Here is a 14196-nt window from a genome sequence, read left to right as displayed (position 1 = left end):
CAAAATCATCAGATCGTCTAATTGTTGGGTGATCCCTTCAAGCTTATAGTTCTACTATACAGACGGACGGAAGACATTACAGGAACCGCCCGCTGTCACAACAGATGCAAGGGGGATCTTAATTTGCACAATCTATTCAGTAAAAAAGCATCGGTTATAGCGCTTGTTCTAACGTTATGCTTCACCTTAGTGCTGGCCGGCTGCGGCAATGGCAACAACAACGCTTCCGGTGACTCCAGCGGCGCAAGCCCTGCAAACACCTCAAGTGATCCTGCGAATGCTTCCGGTAAATTGACCGTATGGGGCTGGGACAAGGCCTGGTTCGAAGGCACCGGAGCGAAGTTCAACGAGAAGTTCCCGAATATCAAGCTGGAATTCGTCGAAGTCTCGGCGGGGGATTATCTGAAAAAAATCCAGACCTCCATCGCTGCCGGCTCGGGACTGCCGGATATTATCTGGGGAGAAGCGGCCTTCCGCGGCGCTCTCTATGAGCTTAACGTACTGCAAAGCTTGTCCGAAGAGCCCTACAATTTCGATACCTCCAATCTGCTCGACTTCGAGCTTCCGCTGCTGACGAACAGCAAGGGAGAGCTTGTCGGTCTGGAGCAATCCGGCTCGCCTGGAGCACTGGCTTACAAGCGTGATCTGGCTAAAGAATACTTCGGGACAGATGATCCTGATGCATTGACTGCAATGTTCCCTGATTGGGATACCTTCATTGCCAAGGGCAAAGAAGTCTATGAGAAGAGCGGCGGTAAGACATTCATGCTGGGAAGCCTGATGGATGCGTATACTATCCTCTCCAACCAGGGTACAACCGCAGTTGTAGACGGAACCAAGGTGAATACTCAAGAGCTGCTTAGGATCTTCACTCAGCTGCAGTCCATCCGCGACAATAACGCAGAGGGCAAGCTGGCAATGTGGTCACCCACCTGGAATGCTTCGTATTCGCAGGACAACGTAATCTTTTATCCGTCGGCGAACTGGTCGCCAGAATTTGTAATCAAGCCTAACGACAAGGCCAGTAATGGCCGCTGGGGTCTGATGGTGCCTCCGGAAGGCGGATATCCATACGGCGGTACTACTATCGGTATTTGGAAGGACAGCAAGAATAAAGATGCAGCCTGGGCGTATCTTAACTGGCTGTTAGGCACGGACGAAGGCGCTGAAGCCAACTTCGCCGTCTCCGATTACATTTTGCCGCTGAAATCCTTCTTCAAGGATACCTCCAAGCTGTCTTCCGGGGCAGATGAATATTTCGGCGGGCAGGATCTCGGCAAGTTCTGGGTAGAGAAGGTATTCCCGAACATGAAGTCCAAAGCGGTGACCAAATACGACCAGGATATCTATAGCTCCTCTGAGCTGGTGCTGCAGGTTATGGCGCAGGATAACAGCTTCGATGCCAAGCAGGCCCTGGATAAGTGGGAAGAGCAGCTGAAGAAGAACCACCCTGAGCTGACATTTGAATAATGATGCAGAAATCTAAAGGAATCAGCAGTAAAAATAAATGGCCGTATCTGTTCATCACGCCTTATTTCTTATCCTACTCCGTACTGAGCTTGTTCCCAATCCTCTTCACTCTATATATCAGTCTTACGGACTGGGATTTGTACGGCAACCGGAACTTCATCGGATTCAGCAACTACACGCAGTTATTTTTCCATGATGCCTTCTTCTGGAAATCCCTGCTCAATGTCATGATCTTCATGGCGGTATACCTTCCGGCCCTTGTCCTTATGGGCATGCTGGTAGCCAGCCTCATCGAGAGCAAGCTGATCCGCCGCAAAACCTTGTTCCGGCTCAGCGTGTTCAGTGCCTATATGACGACCCCGGTCGCTGTCGGGATTATCTTCTCCCTGTTGTTCGACTGGCAGGGCGGATTCTTCAATAATATGCTGATGGAGCTGGGCCTTATTCAGGAGAAGATCAATTGGCTGGGCTCGGCCAGCTCCTCCCGCTGGGTAGTCATTCTGATGGTCTTCTGGAAAAACCTCGGGTATTTCGTCATGTTCTACACGGCGGGGATGGCCAGTATTGATACTTCCATCTATGAGGCCGCAGTCATTGACGGAGCCTCTTCCAAAGATGTGTTCACGCGCATTACGATTCCGCTGCTGAAGCCGATCAACCTGTTCCTGATTATTACCTCTATTATCAGCGGCCTGCAGCTGGTGGAAGAACCGATGCTGCTGTTCAGCGGCTGGGCTTCCGGCTCCAGTATGGTAGGGGGGCCAGACGGGTCCACCTTCACACCGATCTGGTACATGTTCGATGCTTCCTTCAACGGCAGTGCGTTCAAGTATGGTAAAGGGGCAGCGATCGCTTACGGCACCTTCCTGTTCATCGCCTTGTTCTCAGTAGTTGGCATGAAATGGATCAACAGGGACGGTGACGACAAATGAGAGCGAAGAAATTTTTTACCGTATTGCTGCTTAGCCTGATCGCGATCGCGTTCCTGTTCCCGTTCTATATGATGATTGTGATGGGAACCTACTATTCCGAGGACCTGTTCAAGCAGCTTCCGATTCTGCCCAGCGGCTATCTGCTGGAGAATCTGCAGACGATCATGTCCGCCAGCTTCCTGCGGAATTATTGGAACAGCTTCTATGTTGCTGTGTTGTTCACCCTGGTGACGGTTGGGGTGGCCTCGATTACCGGGTTTGCTTTTGCCAAATATGAATTCAAGGGTAAAAATGCGCTGTACGGCTTCATTCTGCTGACGATGATGATTCCCGGACACCTGGGCCTGATTGCTTATGTCATGGAGATGAAGTGGTTCCACCTGAACAACACCCATGCGCCGCTGATTCTGGCCGGACTGAATAATGCCTTCGGCGTATTCTTCATGACCCAGTTCATCCGCTCCTCCGTCCCGACAGAGGTTATTGAGAGCGCGCGGATCGACGGCTGCTCGGAACCGGCTATTCTCACAAGAATTGTTGTTCCGTTCCTCATGCCGGCCATCAGCACCCTGGGGCTGATCTCCTTCCTCGGGTCCTGGAACGGTTATCTGCTGCCGCTGGTCACGATCAACAAGCCGGAGCTGTACACGCTGCCGCTGGGCATTGCCAATCTGTCCACCGTCTTCCGCACGGATTATTCAGCCAGTATCTTGGGTCTGACCCTCGGTACGCTTCCGCTGATTATTCTCTTCCTGTTCGGCTCGAAGACCCTGGTCAGAGGACTTACCGGCGGAGCGGTTAAAGGTTGAACACAATGAATCGGTAATCAATCGGAAATAACAGGAAAGAAACCTCTCTTGTGGTGAAATGGAGTACACTCAGCCATTTCACCGGAGAGGTTTTTTTGTGTATGAATAGAGTGCGCGGGAAAAGAAGGATTTTGCCAGGATAAGGTAGAATAACAGTAGCTACAAGAAGAATAATTGCCGGTCGGCCCACACATGGAGAACTGCTGCACCAACTGGAACTAAGATGGCGGCAGATTCAATAATTCAGCGACTTGACGGCGGTATCTGTCTGCCTTGCGTGTACCGTGAATCAGGTTGGACAGCCGATAGGGTGGGATGTCATGTAATTCACAGAATTTCTTCTGATCCAAGTGCAGTTCTGCCAGACGCTGCTTAATGGCCCAGCCGTAGGCAGTAATAGGGCGTTTGCTGTTCAGATTGCTCACCTCGTATCGACTATCCAGCCGGTATGATATAAAATAGGTAAAGATATAATAATAGTTAATTATATACTTTTTTACGTCATTTTTCAATAAAAAATAACGTTTTTACGTATTATATTTTTTGGGGGAGGCAGTTGACTGATGCAATCCATTTATGAACGTATTGAATTATTGATTAAACGGCAAGGAATTACGAAGAAATCCTTCTGTGCACAGCTCGGAATCAGCACCGGCAATATGGGAGACTGGAAGCGTGGCAAATCTACGCCTGGCACACATAAGCTGATTGAGATTGCTGCATTTTTTCATGTAAGCTTAGATTGGCTGATCCTGGGCAAACAGCCCCAGACGATTCAGGAAAGCGGCGAGGATTATTTTTTTGGCCAAATGCGGCAATTGAATTGCCAAACGGAGGAGCTGCTGCCGGAGGAAAAGAACTTTATTAAGGAATATCTGGCCTTTACCAAGTATCGTAAGGATAAGGATAAGGACAAGGATCAGGATACGAAAGGCGAAAATTCTTAAGCTGGTACCTTTACTTTTGAGCGCAACCGATTTATAATATTGAATGTTGGCCTCAAACAATGCTTCAACGTTAGACACACCGCGCGGTAGTGGTGGAATGGCAGACACGCTATCTTGAGGGGGTAGTGGGTGTATACCCGTGGAGGTTCGAGTCCTCTCTACCGCATATTTTTCATAAAAGCCGAGATCCTTGATCATTCAAGGGTTTCGGCTTTTTTTGAACTCAAAAACACCCTTCGCACGGAACTAATCCGGGCATGAAGGGTGTTTTTGTTGAATCCGCTCTAGCGCAGCAGCTTCTCGATATCCTCTTCGATCTGATCCGGTGTTGTCTGCGGGGCGAACCGCTTCAGCACACGGCCTTCCTGGTCCACCAGAAACTTGGTGAAGTTCCATTTGATGCTCTTCGAGCCGAGTACTCCTGGTGCCTCTTTGGACAGATACTTGAACAGGGGATGGGCGTCGGCGCCTTTGACGTTGATTTTCTCGTACATCGGGAAGGATACACCGTAATTGATCTCGCAGAACTCGGCAATATCCTCGCTCTCACCCGGCTCCTGTCCGGCAAACTGGTTGCTGGGGAAGCCCAGAATCTCAAAACCGCGGTCTTTGAATTTATCGTACACTTCCTGGAGACCCTTATATTGCGGGGTGAGTCCGCACTTGCTGGCTGTATTCACGACGAGCAGAACCTTGCCTTTGTACTTGGAGAGTGATTCTTCCTGGCCCCTCAGAGTGTTGGCTTCAAAATCATGGACATTCATGAATGATTCCTCCCGAACATTGATTTATCACAATTTAATTGTACACTATTCACCGCCGGAAGCAAGTTTTAAAAGGTAATAATGTGCCTGATCGTTTCAAAAATGTGAGGTTGTTTAAGTTAAGGATAAGTGTTCTTACAAAATTTGTGTTGAAAAAGGAGAAGATTAAAGATGAGTACAGTGAAACTGAAACCCCTATATACTGCTACAGCCAAGGTTCGCGGAGGCCGTGAAGGTTCGGTGGAATCGTCCGACGGAGCGCTGAAGCATGATCTCAAAATTCCGAAGGAGCTTGGAGGTCCTGGCGGTGCAGGGACAAATCCGGAGCAGCTGTTCGCGGCAGGTTATGGTGCGTGCTATGAGAGTGCCCTTGCTAATATTGCCCGTAAAGAAGGCGTAAAGCTGCAGGATGTCGAGATTACCTCGAATGTGCTGATCGGCAAGGACGAGAGCGACGGAGGCTTCAAGCTGGCCGTGAAGCTGGATGTGAAGCTGCAGGGTATTGAGCGCTCTGTGGCAGAGGATCTGGCTAAGAAAGCCCATGATTTCTGCCCGTACTCCAAGGCGACCCGGGGGAATATTGAGGTTGAACTGAACGTTCTGTAGAGATAGATAGCAATGTTCGATTGAATAGCATGCTTATCTGAAAGACCAGACATTGGATGTCTGGTCTTTCATTATGTTGAGCGCAGAACCACGGGTAGGAATGGACAAAGCTGGGAATAATGGCTAAATAGAGTCTGAGAAGGCCGGAAGTGTGGTAAATAGCGTGCAGGAGCCTGTACTTTGGTTGACATCACCCCGGAAATTCTTTAATATGTCTAAGTATCTGTTAATGTCGCGCGTGTTATTAACTACCAAAAATTTAAATAATGGGTGATGAGATGTCTTACAAACCGAGTATTACGAATGTGACCAAAGCCAGCAGCAATGATAAGGAAGGATTGTACGAGTTCATTATCAAGCTTGCTGACGGAACGGAGTGCCGCGCGTTCTACAACCGTTTTCCGGAATGGAAAATGACGAACATCAGCCGCCTGCTCAAGACTCCTTGTCCGGTATGCCGCAAAGATTTCATCTGCAAATGCATGGAATCCTTCACTGCTGATTTCGAAGAGCAAATGACCGGGGACGAATGGATCAACAAGGCTATTGCTGAATAATTAGACGAACGGACGTTGTAGGCGCGGGAGCTATCCCGCGTTTTTTGTTTTTTTTTCAAAAGGGGACAGGAATGTTACACTATGCTTAAGAGGAAGGGGGCGGTGATGTGGCTGAGGAGCATGGGGAAATGCAGGGCCAATCTATTGTGCTGATCGATGGGGTGTGTCATCTGTGCCAGGGAGTCGTCCGGTTCATTATTCCGCGTGATCCCAAGGCGCACTTCAAATTCGCCTCCTTGCAGAGTGAAGCGGCCCGGGAACTGCTTAAGGCAGGCGGTCTGCCTGAGCAGCAATTAGACACTGTGGTGCTGATCGAGGACGGCAAGTATTATACGAAATCGGCTGCAGTGCTGCGGATTGCCCGCAGACTCCGGTTCCCGTGGCCCGCCGCCTATGTGTTCATCCTGATTCCGGGGCCGCTGCGTAATGCTATGTACAGGATTGTAGCCAGGAACCGCTACCGCTGGTTCGGCCGGGATGAGCAGTGTCTGCTGCCGACACCGGATATGAAGCGCAGATTTCTGTAGCCGGTAAGGGGGATTCTGAGGGATTCTCTCAAATAGTGGTGAAAAAGATATTGCTGACTTCTTATATATATGCTACTATAGCAGTAAATTACAGGAACAGTAACGGAAGCACCGTTCAATGACCGTATTCACGGTTATTGGCGGTGCTTTTTTGCTGTTCTTTTTCCCATGTATTTAAGAGAGGAGGAGGAGTTCATGACGGCAAGAATCGTGCTTGCAGTCCGGGAGAGCCAGTATATTGAACCGCTGCTTCATTACCTTCACCATAGCGAATATGGAGAGATGCTGCGGATTACGGCTTTCAGCAGACTGGACGCTTTTATGGAATTTATGACAGGTGACGAGCTGCCGGATGCGGTTGCCGGTGACCCGTCCTTCATTGAAGCCTGGCTGGTGGAAGGGAGAAGTACGGTTCCCTGGGCTGTCTTAAGTGAAGGCGGAGAATTGCCGAATGGCCGGGACCTGGCTGGGGGAAGGCATATTGCCAAGTATCAGGCACTGCCGTCGCTGCTGGAAGCGATTCTCCAGCTGAGTGATCTGAAGCGGGTCCGGACAGCAGCTCTGCCTAAGGAAGCAACGCTGCTGCTCGGGATCGTCTCGGCCAGCGGCGGCAGCGGCAAAACCACGGTAGCGTTGAACATGGCGAAGCAGCTTGGAGCGGTGGGCCTGTCCGTATTCTATCTGAACCTGGAGAGTGTGGACAGCAGCGGCTTCATCCTGCGTATGCCGGGGAGTCATGCTCCCGGTCTGGAGCGGCTCTTGTATGAGCTGAAGGCCGGAGGGCCAGAGAATAAGAGGGGGAGAGGGCAGCCGAAATGGACTGATTATGCGTTCAGACATGACAGTCTGCGGTGTGATGCCTTCCGGCCTGTGGAGAACTTCAAGGAGATGCTCCAGATGTCCCGGCAGGACACGCTGGATCTACTGGAGGGGCTGGCCGGAGCCGGAAGCTATGATGTGGTTATTGTAGACACCGGCGCTATTGAGGAAGAGCGGGCCCAGGCAGTTCTGAACAGATGCGGTGTCCTGCTGTGGGTGCTGAAGAATGAACAGGCCGGTATCCGCAAGACCGAACGCTGGCTGGATTATATTGCAAGTCCGCACTCCGGCATGCAGCCGGAGCTGGTGAACAGGAGCCGATTCGTCATGAACGGCTGCACCGGAGCGGAGAATGAAGGGCCGCTATCCGCTGTACTCCGGCTGGATGCTGTACTTCCGTATATTCCATCCTGGGGGTTACAGCATTATGGAGAACTCTGTCTAAGCTCTCCCCAATTCATCGACGGAATTCAGCAGCTCTCCAGAGCTATAGTAGAGCCTGCATTGCCTGGGGTGTTCACCGGGATTCCTGTATGAATGAAGAGATGTTCCGCGCTCTGCGCAGCGACATCCGGGCAGGGCTGGATGTGACCTCGGTCATCGGGAATGATGAGCTGGCTGCTTATATCGAACGGATCATTCTGGAGCGGGAACAATTACGCCTCCTGACTGCCCAGGAGAAGCACGAGCTGGTGAAGAAGCTGTTCGATTCCTTCCGGGGGCTGGATATTCTCCAGCCGCTGGTGGATAATCCGGCGATCACCGAGATTATGATCAACAGCCACGAGGAGATCTTTATTGAGGAAGAGGGGATGATCCGCAGGCTGCCGCTGGCTTTTGAATCGGGGAGCAGGCTGGAGGATATCATTCAGATTATTGTCTCTGGCGTCAACCGTGTGGTTAATGAATCGTCGCCGATTGTGGATGCACGGCTCCAGGACGGCTCGCGTGTCAATATCGTACTGCCGCCTGCCGCGCTGAAGGGTCCGGCTATGACCATCCGCAAATTCCCGGAGACCCCGATGACGATGGCGGAGCTGGTGCGGCGTGAAGCGCTCTCGGAGGAAGCGGCTGAGCTGCTGCGGATTCTGGTTGCTGCCAAATACAATATTTTCATCAGCGGGGGTACAGGCTCGGGTAAAACAACCTTTCTGAATGCCCTGTCGCAGTTCATCCCGCCGCAGGAGCGTGTCATTACGGTGGAGGATTCGGCAGAGCTACAGATCGTTACGGTTCCGAATCTGGTCTCCCTGGAGACCCGGAATGCTAACACAGAGGGGCGGGGTGAGATCACGATCCGTGATCTGATCCGCACTTCGCTGCGGATGCGCCCGAACCGTATTGTCGTCGGCGAGGTGCGGGGAGCGGAGTGTCTGGATATGCTACAGGCGATGAACACCGGCCATGACGGGAGCTTGTCAACGGGGCATTCGAACAGTGCGCTGGACATGCTCAGCCGCCTGGAGACCATGGTGCTTAGCGCTGCTGATCTGCCGGTAACCGTCGTCCGTCAGCAGATCAGCTCAGCGATCAATATATTCGTGCATCTGTCGCGGCTGCGTGACCGTTCACGCCGGGTGATGGAGATCAGTGAAGTTGCTGGTATCCGCAGCGGTGAAGTCATCCTGAATCCTCTATATGAATTTCGGGAATCAGGCGAACAGGATGGCCGGGTGCAGGGGAGGCTTGAGGTGTGCGGCAACCCTCTTCTGCATACAGACAAGCTGCGGATGGCCGGAATCCTTTATTATCCGCTCAAGCAGTATGAGAGTAGAAGCTCTGCTGAGGAGGAGAATGTACCTTGAACGTCATGAAGAAGAGAGACCGGCATCCCCCTGTAAGGCAGAACAAAGGGTTCATGAAGAGGACACCGCCCGTACTGCCGGTTAGCGCATCTCAAGGGGGAGAGCAGATACTGTTGCCGGATTATACCGTATACGAGTTGACCTCCCTGCAAAGAATGCTGGTCATTCTGGGTGCCGGAGTCCTGTTGTTCGGTATTGGTTACCTGTTCTATCACCGGCTGCTCCTGGCGGCACTGCTTGTCCCCGGAAGCGCCTATGGGCCGCGGCTGCTGCGCGAATATCTGCTGCAGCGCCGCCGTGCTGCACTGAATCTGCAATTCAAGCAAATGCTATTCTCGCTCTCTTCGTCGCTCTCCGCCGGACGTTCGGTGGAGAATGCCTTCCGTGAGGCCGTGCAGGACCTGCGGATGCTTGACCCGGAGGGCGCAAGTGACATGATCTCCGAGCTGAATATTATCTGTGCCCGGATGGAGAACGGGGAGCCGATTGAAGATGCGCTGTATGAATTCAGCAAAAGAGCAGGAATGGAGGATGTGGAGCGCTTCGCAGATGTGTTCATGGTCTGCAAGCGTACCGGCGGGGATCTGGTTGAGATCGTACGTCGCACCTCATCCATCATCGGCGAGAAGCTGGATATCCAGCAGGATATAGCCGTCAGTATCGCCCAGAAGAAATTCGAGGCGAAGGCGCTGCTGGTCTCTCCGCTGATGATGGTGATGTTCATGAGTCTGAGCGCCGGAGACTATATGCAGCCTATGTATACTGGTGCAGGAATTGCGGTGTCCACACTGGCGCTGATTGCACTATTCCTCTGTTACCTCTGGACCAACAAGATCATGGATATTCCGCTGTGAGGGAGGGTGAGTGAAGGGGATGTCATTGATCTGCGGTGCGATTCTGCTTCTGCTCGCAGCGGGCTGGCTCATTCTGAGGATGAGCTGCGGCAGCCGCTACGCCGCACTGCGGGAGCTGCCTATGGAAGGCCTGCGGCTGCGGCGGCTGGGTGAGCCTCTATTGTTAGTAGTCGAGAAGGGAAGAATCGCCAGTTATCTCCCGTCCGTGATGTTCAGGATACAACGTTCGCTGCAGCGGATCTATGGTATGCGCTACAGTGCAGAACGGACCTTACTGTTCATGGGGGAGATGCTTAGCTACAGCTGGCTGCTTGCCGCAGGCGGAAGTGCACTGACAAGCTTTACAGGAGAGCAGGCGGGAATCATCCTCGGAGGGCTCTTGGCAGTTGCACTCCCGGTGGCGATGGTTAGCGATCTGCACAAAAAGGTGCGTGTACGGGAGCAGAATATTATGCTGGAGCTTCCTGAGCTGCTGAACAGTATTGTTCTGCTGGTCGGCGCAGGTGAGACCGTTCAGCGGGCGATTGTCCGCTGTGTGAACAGCCGTCATGGGGATAGCACCCATCCGCTCTACGCTGAATTAATGAAGATGACAGCTGAATGGGACGGCGGTTACTCCTTCCAGCAGGCGTTCGAGAACTTCAGTAAGCGCTGTGCTGTACAGGAGGTCTCCATCTTCACAACTACAGTGCTGCTTAATTACCGCAGAGGCGGGGCCGACTTTGTTCTGTCACTGCGGGATCTGTCACGGATGCTCTGGGAGAAGCGCAAGGCGATCAGCCGCACACGCGGCGAACAGGCATCGTCGAAGCTGGTTTTTCCGATGGTGGTTATCTTCTTGATTGTGATTGTGCTGGTGGGAACACCAGCGATTATGATGTTAAAAATGTAGGAGGTAGAGGTGTATGTTAACACAGATGGCAGAAGGAGCAAAAAGCTTTTGGAGAGATGAAGAGGGGCTGGGGACGCTGGAGATGATCCTGATCATTGCTGTCCTGATTGCGGTCGTTTTGGTATTCCGTGAGGAGATTGTGAAGGTGGTTAAGGATCTGATCGGTACTGCCGGAGATAAGAGCCAGGAAGTCTTTGAGTGATTCCGCTACGGGAGGATGAGGGGAGCTTCACTATCGAGGCTTCGCTTCTGCTGCCGATTCTTATGGGGATTACGATGGTGCTGCTGTTCTTCTCCCTGCACAGCTATCAGAAGTCGATGCTGCTGCAGATTGCCTCAGCTACTGCGGAGCGGGCTGCTTATAACTGGGAGAATAGTAACCGGGAGGTAAGCGGAGAATTCCAGACTGGAAATGTTGATCCGCTGTACTGGAGAATCGGTGAGGATGGACTGTTGGCTTCGCTATTTGGTTCAGGAGCAGACAATGGCAGTACGGCTATTACGCTGCCTGGTAATGCTGAGGAAGGAGGGCCCCTGCCGGTAGTGAAGCTGCGCCGGGCATCACAGATGGTGCCTGCCGGATTACAGGGAGAAATGAGCTATGTCTACGGATTAACTGGCCGCAGGATCAGTACGGAGCTGAAGAAAGTGCTACATCTGCCTGTTCTGGACAATCTGCTAGCCGATAGAGCCGCACCTGAGGTATATGCCCGCTCCTACGTTACGGAGCCTGTTGAATTCATAAGAACAGTGGATCTTATGCGTTATTACGGGTCGAAGTTCAAAGAGCATTCCTCCGCCGGCAAGGAGGGCAGCGGCATGGAGAAGAAGCAGGCAGCCCTTATGCTTGATAAGCTGCATTAAGGATGGCTGGTGATGGAACAGCTTGGGCCGGGTTGTTCAAGAATAAGGTTAAGGGGAAGTTCGGATGCATATTTTCAGTCACAGCAGGTTCTTAAGAAAGTATCCCGGCCTGAGCCGCTGCTTGTATCGCGGATTTATATTAAGATGTCTTCGTTCAGCGGAAGGTTCGGTATCGGTCTTTCTTATTATGGTGCTGGCGTTTGTGTTTCTGTTTAATGCTGTGCTGATCGATTACGCACGGATGGCGGCGGTGAATGTGCAGGAGGAACGTCTGGCGAGAGCCGCTATACGCTCTGTAATGTCGGCATATGACATTGAGCTGCGCGAGAACTACGGCTTATTCGCCTTCGGCGGCGGGGACGGCAATCAGCTGCTATCGAAGGTGCTTAACGACAATCTGTACGAGAGCGGACGGGGGGATGCATTTAACCTGCTGCCCGTGATGGTGGATTCCTCTTCGCTGGACTGGAGCCGCCCGCTGGGCACCTATGAGGTCTTCCGGCGGCAGATTATTGAAGAGATGAAATACAAAGCGCCGGTTGATTTCGCCCTGGAGCTGGCAGGCAAGCTTAAGCCGTTATCGGCGGCGATGACTGAGGCTTCACGGACAACAGAGATACTGGGTGATTTACAGCCTTTATATGATCAGCGTGAGGAAGCGCTGGATCTCATGCTGAAGAAGCGCAAGGAAGCTGCTGACAGTGCACAGAACCTGCAGAAGCTGCTGATGAGTCCTCCTGGTGACAGTATTCCCGCGCGTTCGCTTGCATCCTTGGCCGCAAGCTCCGATATCCCGGCGATGTACGGGGATTATGTGAACAAGTATTATGACGATTATTACCGTCCCCCCAAGACATGGCCAAAGTACACGGCAGTGCTATCACAGTATCAGGTTCAGATTGGCGAAATAACAGGCAAGATACCAGTAGTTCTGGCTGACTTCCAGGAGAGAAATGGCCGTCTTCTGGATGAAGCAGAGGCTGCACTGGAGCAGGTGAATGCGCTAAACCTGCAGATGAAGAGTGTCATTGATCAGGCGGAGGCGGATGCCAGCACTGCGGGGGATGATCCTGCCCATAACTGGGACATTCCGGACACGGCCGGAGAGCTTAGCTCAGAGCCTCTTAAGAAGCTGAGAGCACAGGTGGAGGGACTTATCCTTCCTCCAGCTGAGCTTAGCGGGCTGGGGAATAACATCGGGGTACAGCGAAGTACCGCGCTTCCCTTGGAACTGCTGGTCTCCGGCTTGCCGGCTATATTAAGTACAGCATCCGGGCTGTATGCCGACTATTCTCTTATGAGCGCAGGGGTTCTTAATGCTTCCAGAGCTGTTCACGGCTATATAAGCAGCTACGGGCAACACGGAACTGTTATAACGCAGGAAGCGGAACAGATTGAGAGCCGCCGCACTGCTGACAGCCAGCGCAAGCAGATAGAAGGGCAGGCCAAGAAGAAGCTTGGCGATGCCATGAAGCTGCTGGATCAGATCCGCGCGCTGGGAAGCAGCGCACAGGAAGCGATGGAGCAGTATGGTAGTCTGCGTCAATACTACCAGCAAAATGTGGCCTTTAACGAAGGTCTGGAACAGGAGCCGGGGGCTGCTGTGAATACTGGCGATCAATACGCTGCAGGCAAGTCGTCCATGAAAGATATGGATGGGATATATGCTGCTATGGGCAGTGTGTTGGCAGGAGCCAGAGACCGGCTGTACCAGACGGAGTACTCTGCGATGTATTTCCGGCATTTCGATCTGTCTGCGCTAACCTCACTGGCCTTCGGGTCTGCTGAAGGATTCGGTGAGCAGCTGGGAGAGCAGCTGAAGCCGCAGGCGCAAGAGCTGGAATATATTTTGTACGGATTCTATAATCCTGCAGGCAATGTGGCAGCCGCTTATGGCGAGATCTTTGCTCTGCGGCTGGCTGTGCGGACGATGGAAGGCCTGATTGAGAAATCTGGTATGGGAAATCCGCTTGTCGTTCTGGCCGCTGGACTGCTGTACGGCATTGAGCAGGCTATCCAGGATATGATACAGCTCTGCACCAAGGGGGAGATTCCCTTATCCAAATACATGACCGCACAGCTCAGCTATCGTGACTATCTTCGGCTGTTCCTGCTGTTGCATGGGGGAGGGGAAGAACAGTTGTCCCGGATGCTTGCGCTGATCCGCCTGAATACCGGCATCAATCCGGTAGAGAAATATACATATGCCTCTGCCGGGATCACGATGGGGATGCAGCTTTGGTTTCTGCCGGGTGTAGTGAAGCTGGTGAATTACAGTGCCGGACTGCCAGGGGATGTACGGGGGAAAGTGTATTTCAGACAAGCAGCGGCTGACTTTTCTTACTGAGGG

Annotated in this window: 16 protein-coding genes and 1 tRNA gene; 15 read left to right on the top strand and 2 right to left on the bottom strand. The window is 52.3% G+C overall.

What is annotated here, in order from left to right; all coding sequences use genetic code 11:
* The first annotated feature begins 123 nt into the window (after window positions 1-123).
* From NSS64_RS22475 to NSS64_RS22465, 3 genes are read left to right on the top strand one after another with little or no spacing between them, the layout of a single operon-like run.
* Window positions 124-1470 carry an ABC transporter substrate-binding protein gene (locus NSS64_RS22475; protein ID WP_340943449.1) on the top strand — a complete coding sequence of 449 codons (1347 nt, stop codon included), beginning with the start codon at window positions 124-126 and terminating at the stop codon, window positions 1468-1470.
* Window positions 1470-2402, top strand: coding sequence for a carbohydrate ABC transporter permease (locus NSS64_RS22470; protein ID WP_341141576.1), 933 nt, complete (start codon window positions 1470-1472; stop codon window positions 2400-2402). Before NSS64_RS22475 ends, NSS64_RS22470 begins: the two co-directional genes overlap by 1 nt.
* Window positions 2399-3211 (top strand): carbohydrate ABC transporter permease, encoded by an 813-nt coding sequence (locus tag NSS64_RS22465; RefSeq protein ID WP_076082389.1) that lies wholly within the window; start codon window positions 2399-2401, stop codon window positions 3209-3211. Before NSS64_RS22470 ends, NSS64_RS22465 begins: the two co-directional genes overlap by 4 nt.
* 218 nt (window positions 3212-3429) lie before the next feature.
* Here NSS64_RS22465 and NSS64_RS22460 read toward each other — a convergent pair whose 3' ends face one another.
* A complete protein-coding gene (locus tag NSS64_RS22460) occupies window positions 3430-3627 on the bottom strand; it encodes a hypothetical protein (RefSeq protein ID WP_036697411.1) in 198 nt (65 codons plus the stop codon).
* Window positions 3628-3774: 147 nt separating this feature from the next.
* On the opposite strand from NSS64_RS22460, the gene NSS64_RS22455 reads away from it, so the two are divergent.
* Window positions 3775-4158, top strand: coding sequence for a helix-turn-helix domain-containing protein (locus NSS64_RS22455; RefSeq protein WP_341141575.1), 384 nt, complete (start codon window positions 3775-3777; stop codon window positions 4156-4158).
* Between the two features lie 83 nt (window positions 4159-4241).
* Window positions 4242-4324 (top strand) — tRNA-Leu (locus NSS64_RS22450).
* 118 nt (window positions 4325-4442) lie between these two features.
* Here NSS64_RS22450 and NSS64_RS22445 read toward each other — a convergent pair.
* Window positions 4443-4922 carry a glutathione peroxidase gene (locus NSS64_RS22445; RefSeq protein WP_036727508.1) on the bottom strand — a complete coding sequence of 160 codons (480 nt, stop codon included), beginning with the start codon at window positions 4920-4922 and terminating at the stop codon, window positions 4443-4445.
* Window positions 4923-5108: 186 nt separating this feature from the next.
* Here NSS64_RS22445 and NSS64_RS22440 point away from each other — a divergent pair, with 186 nt between their 5' ends.
* The 10 genes from NSS64_RS22440 to NSS64_RS22395 all read left to right on the top strand — a co-directional run bounded on the left by NSS64_RS22440 (window position 5109) and on the right by NSS64_RS22395 (window position 14193).
* Window positions 5109-5528: an organic hydroperoxide resistance protein gene (locus tag NSS64_RS22440; RefSeq protein WP_341142881.1), complete on the top strand. Its 420-nt coding sequence runs from the start codon at window positions 5109-5111 to the stop codon at window positions 5526-5528.
* 278 nt (window positions 5529-5806) lie between these two features.
* Window positions 5807-6085 carry a hypothetical protein gene (locus tag NSS64_RS22435; RefSeq protein WP_036727511.1) on the top strand — a complete coding sequence of 93 codons (279 nt, stop codon included), beginning with the start codon at window positions 5807-5809 and terminating at the stop codon, window positions 6083-6085.
* A 128-nt stretch (window positions 6086-6213) separates the two neighbouring features.
* Window positions 6214-6612 (top strand): thiol-disulfide oxidoreductase DCC family protein, encoded by a 399-nt coding sequence (locus NSS64_RS22430; protein WP_341142880.1) that lies wholly within the window; start codon window positions 6214-6216, stop codon window positions 6610-6612.
* 195 nt (window positions 6613-6807) lie between these two features.
* Complete coding sequence (locus NSS64_RS22425; protein WP_341141574.1) at window positions 6808-7968, top strand: hypothetical protein; 1161 nt, start codon at window positions 6808-6810, stop codon at window positions 7966-7968.
* The gene (locus NSS64_RS22420; RefSeq protein WP_341141573.1) at window positions 7965-9236 is read left to right on the top strand and encodes a CpaF family protein; all 1272 of its coding nucleotides are present in this window, start codon (window positions 7965-7967) and stop codon (window positions 9234-9236) included. The genes NSS64_RS22425 and NSS64_RS22420 overlap by 4 nt, the downstream gene beginning before the upstream one ends.
* Window positions 9237-9289: 53 nt before the next feature.
* Entirely contained in the window at window positions 9290-10090 is an 801-nt protein-coding gene (locus NSS64_RS22415) for a type II secretion system F family protein (protein WP_341142879.1), read from the top strand.
* A gap of 19 nt (window positions 10091-10109) precedes the next feature.
* Window positions 10110-10982, top strand: coding sequence for a type II secretion system F family protein (locus NSS64_RS22410; protein WP_341142878.1), 873 nt, complete (start codon window positions 10110-10112; stop codon window positions 10980-10982).
* Window positions 10983-10995: 13 nt separating this feature from the next.
* A complete protein-coding gene (locus NSS64_RS22405; protein ID WP_340943436.1) occupies window positions 10996-11184 on the top strand; it encodes a Flp1 family type IVb pilin in 189 nt (62 codons plus the stop codon).
* A complete protein-coding gene (locus NSS64_RS22400) occupies window positions 11181-11846 on the top strand; it encodes a TadE/TadG family type IV pilus assembly protein (protein ID WP_341141572.1) in 666 nt (221 codons plus the stop codon). Before NSS64_RS22405 ends, NSS64_RS22400 begins: the two co-directional genes overlap by 4 nt.
* Before the next feature lie 202 nt (window positions 11847-12048).
* On the top strand, window positions 12049-14193 hold the full coding sequence (locus NSS64_RS22395; RefSeq protein ID WP_341141571.1) for a hypothetical protein: 2145 nt from the start codon (window positions 12049-12051) through the stop codon (window positions 14191-14193).
* Window positions 14194-14196: the final 3 nt, after the last annotated feature.

The organism is Paenibacillus sp. FSL H8-0122, assembly GCF_038005345.1.
GTDB lineage: Bacteria > Bacillota > Bacilli > Paenibacillales > Paenibacillaceae > Paenibacillus_AQ.
This window is presented reverse-complemented; position numbering and strand designations above follow the sequence as displayed.

Excerpts from the sequence above, each read along its gene's own strand:
- NSS64_RS22435 (WP_036727511.1), top strand. The coding sequence starts at position 5,807 with ATGTCTTACAAACCGAGTATTACGAATGTGACCAAAGCCAGCAGCAAT.
- NSS64_RS22465 (WP_076082389.1), top strand. The coding sequence starts at position 2,399 with ATGAGAGCGAAGAAATTTTTTACCGTATTGCTGCTTAGCCTGATCGCG.
- NSS64_RS22425 (WP_341141574.1), top strand. The coding sequence starts at position 6,808 with ATGACGGCAAGAATCGTGCTTGCAGTCCGGGAGAGCCAGTATATTGAA.
- NSS64_RS22430 (WP_341142880.1), top strand. The coding sequence starts at position 6,214 with ATGCAGGGCCAATCTATTGTGCTGATCGATGGGGTGTGTCATCTGTGC.
- NSS64_RS22415 (WP_341142879.1), top strand. The coding sequence starts at position 9,290 with ATGAAGAGGACACCGCCCGTACTGCCGGTTAGCGCATCTCAAGGGGGA.
- NSS64_RS22420 (WP_341141573.1), top strand. The coding sequence starts at position 7,965 with ATGAATGAAGAGATGTTCCGCGCTCTGCGCAGCGACATCCGGGCAGGG.
- NSS64_RS22405 (WP_340943436.1), top strand. The coding sequence starts at position 10,996 with ATGTTAACACAGATGGCAGAAGGAGCAAAAAGCTTTTGGAGAGATGAA.
- NSS64_RS22470 (WP_341141576.1), top strand. The coding sequence starts at position 1,470 with ATGATGCAGAAATCTAAAGGAATCAGCAGTAAAAATAAATGGCCGTAT.
- NSS64_RS22445 (WP_036727508.1), bottom strand. The coding sequence starts at position 4,922 with ATGAATGTCCATGATTTTGAAGCCAACACTCTGAGGGGCCAGGAAGAA.
- NSS64_RS22455 (WP_341141575.1), top strand. The coding sequence starts at position 3,775 with ATGCAATCCATTTATGAACGTATTGAATTATTGATTAAACGGCAAGGA.
- NSS64_RS22410 (WP_341142878.1), top strand. The coding sequence starts at position 10,110 with ATGTCATTGATCTGCGGTGCGATTCTGCTTCTGCTCGCAGCGGGCTGG.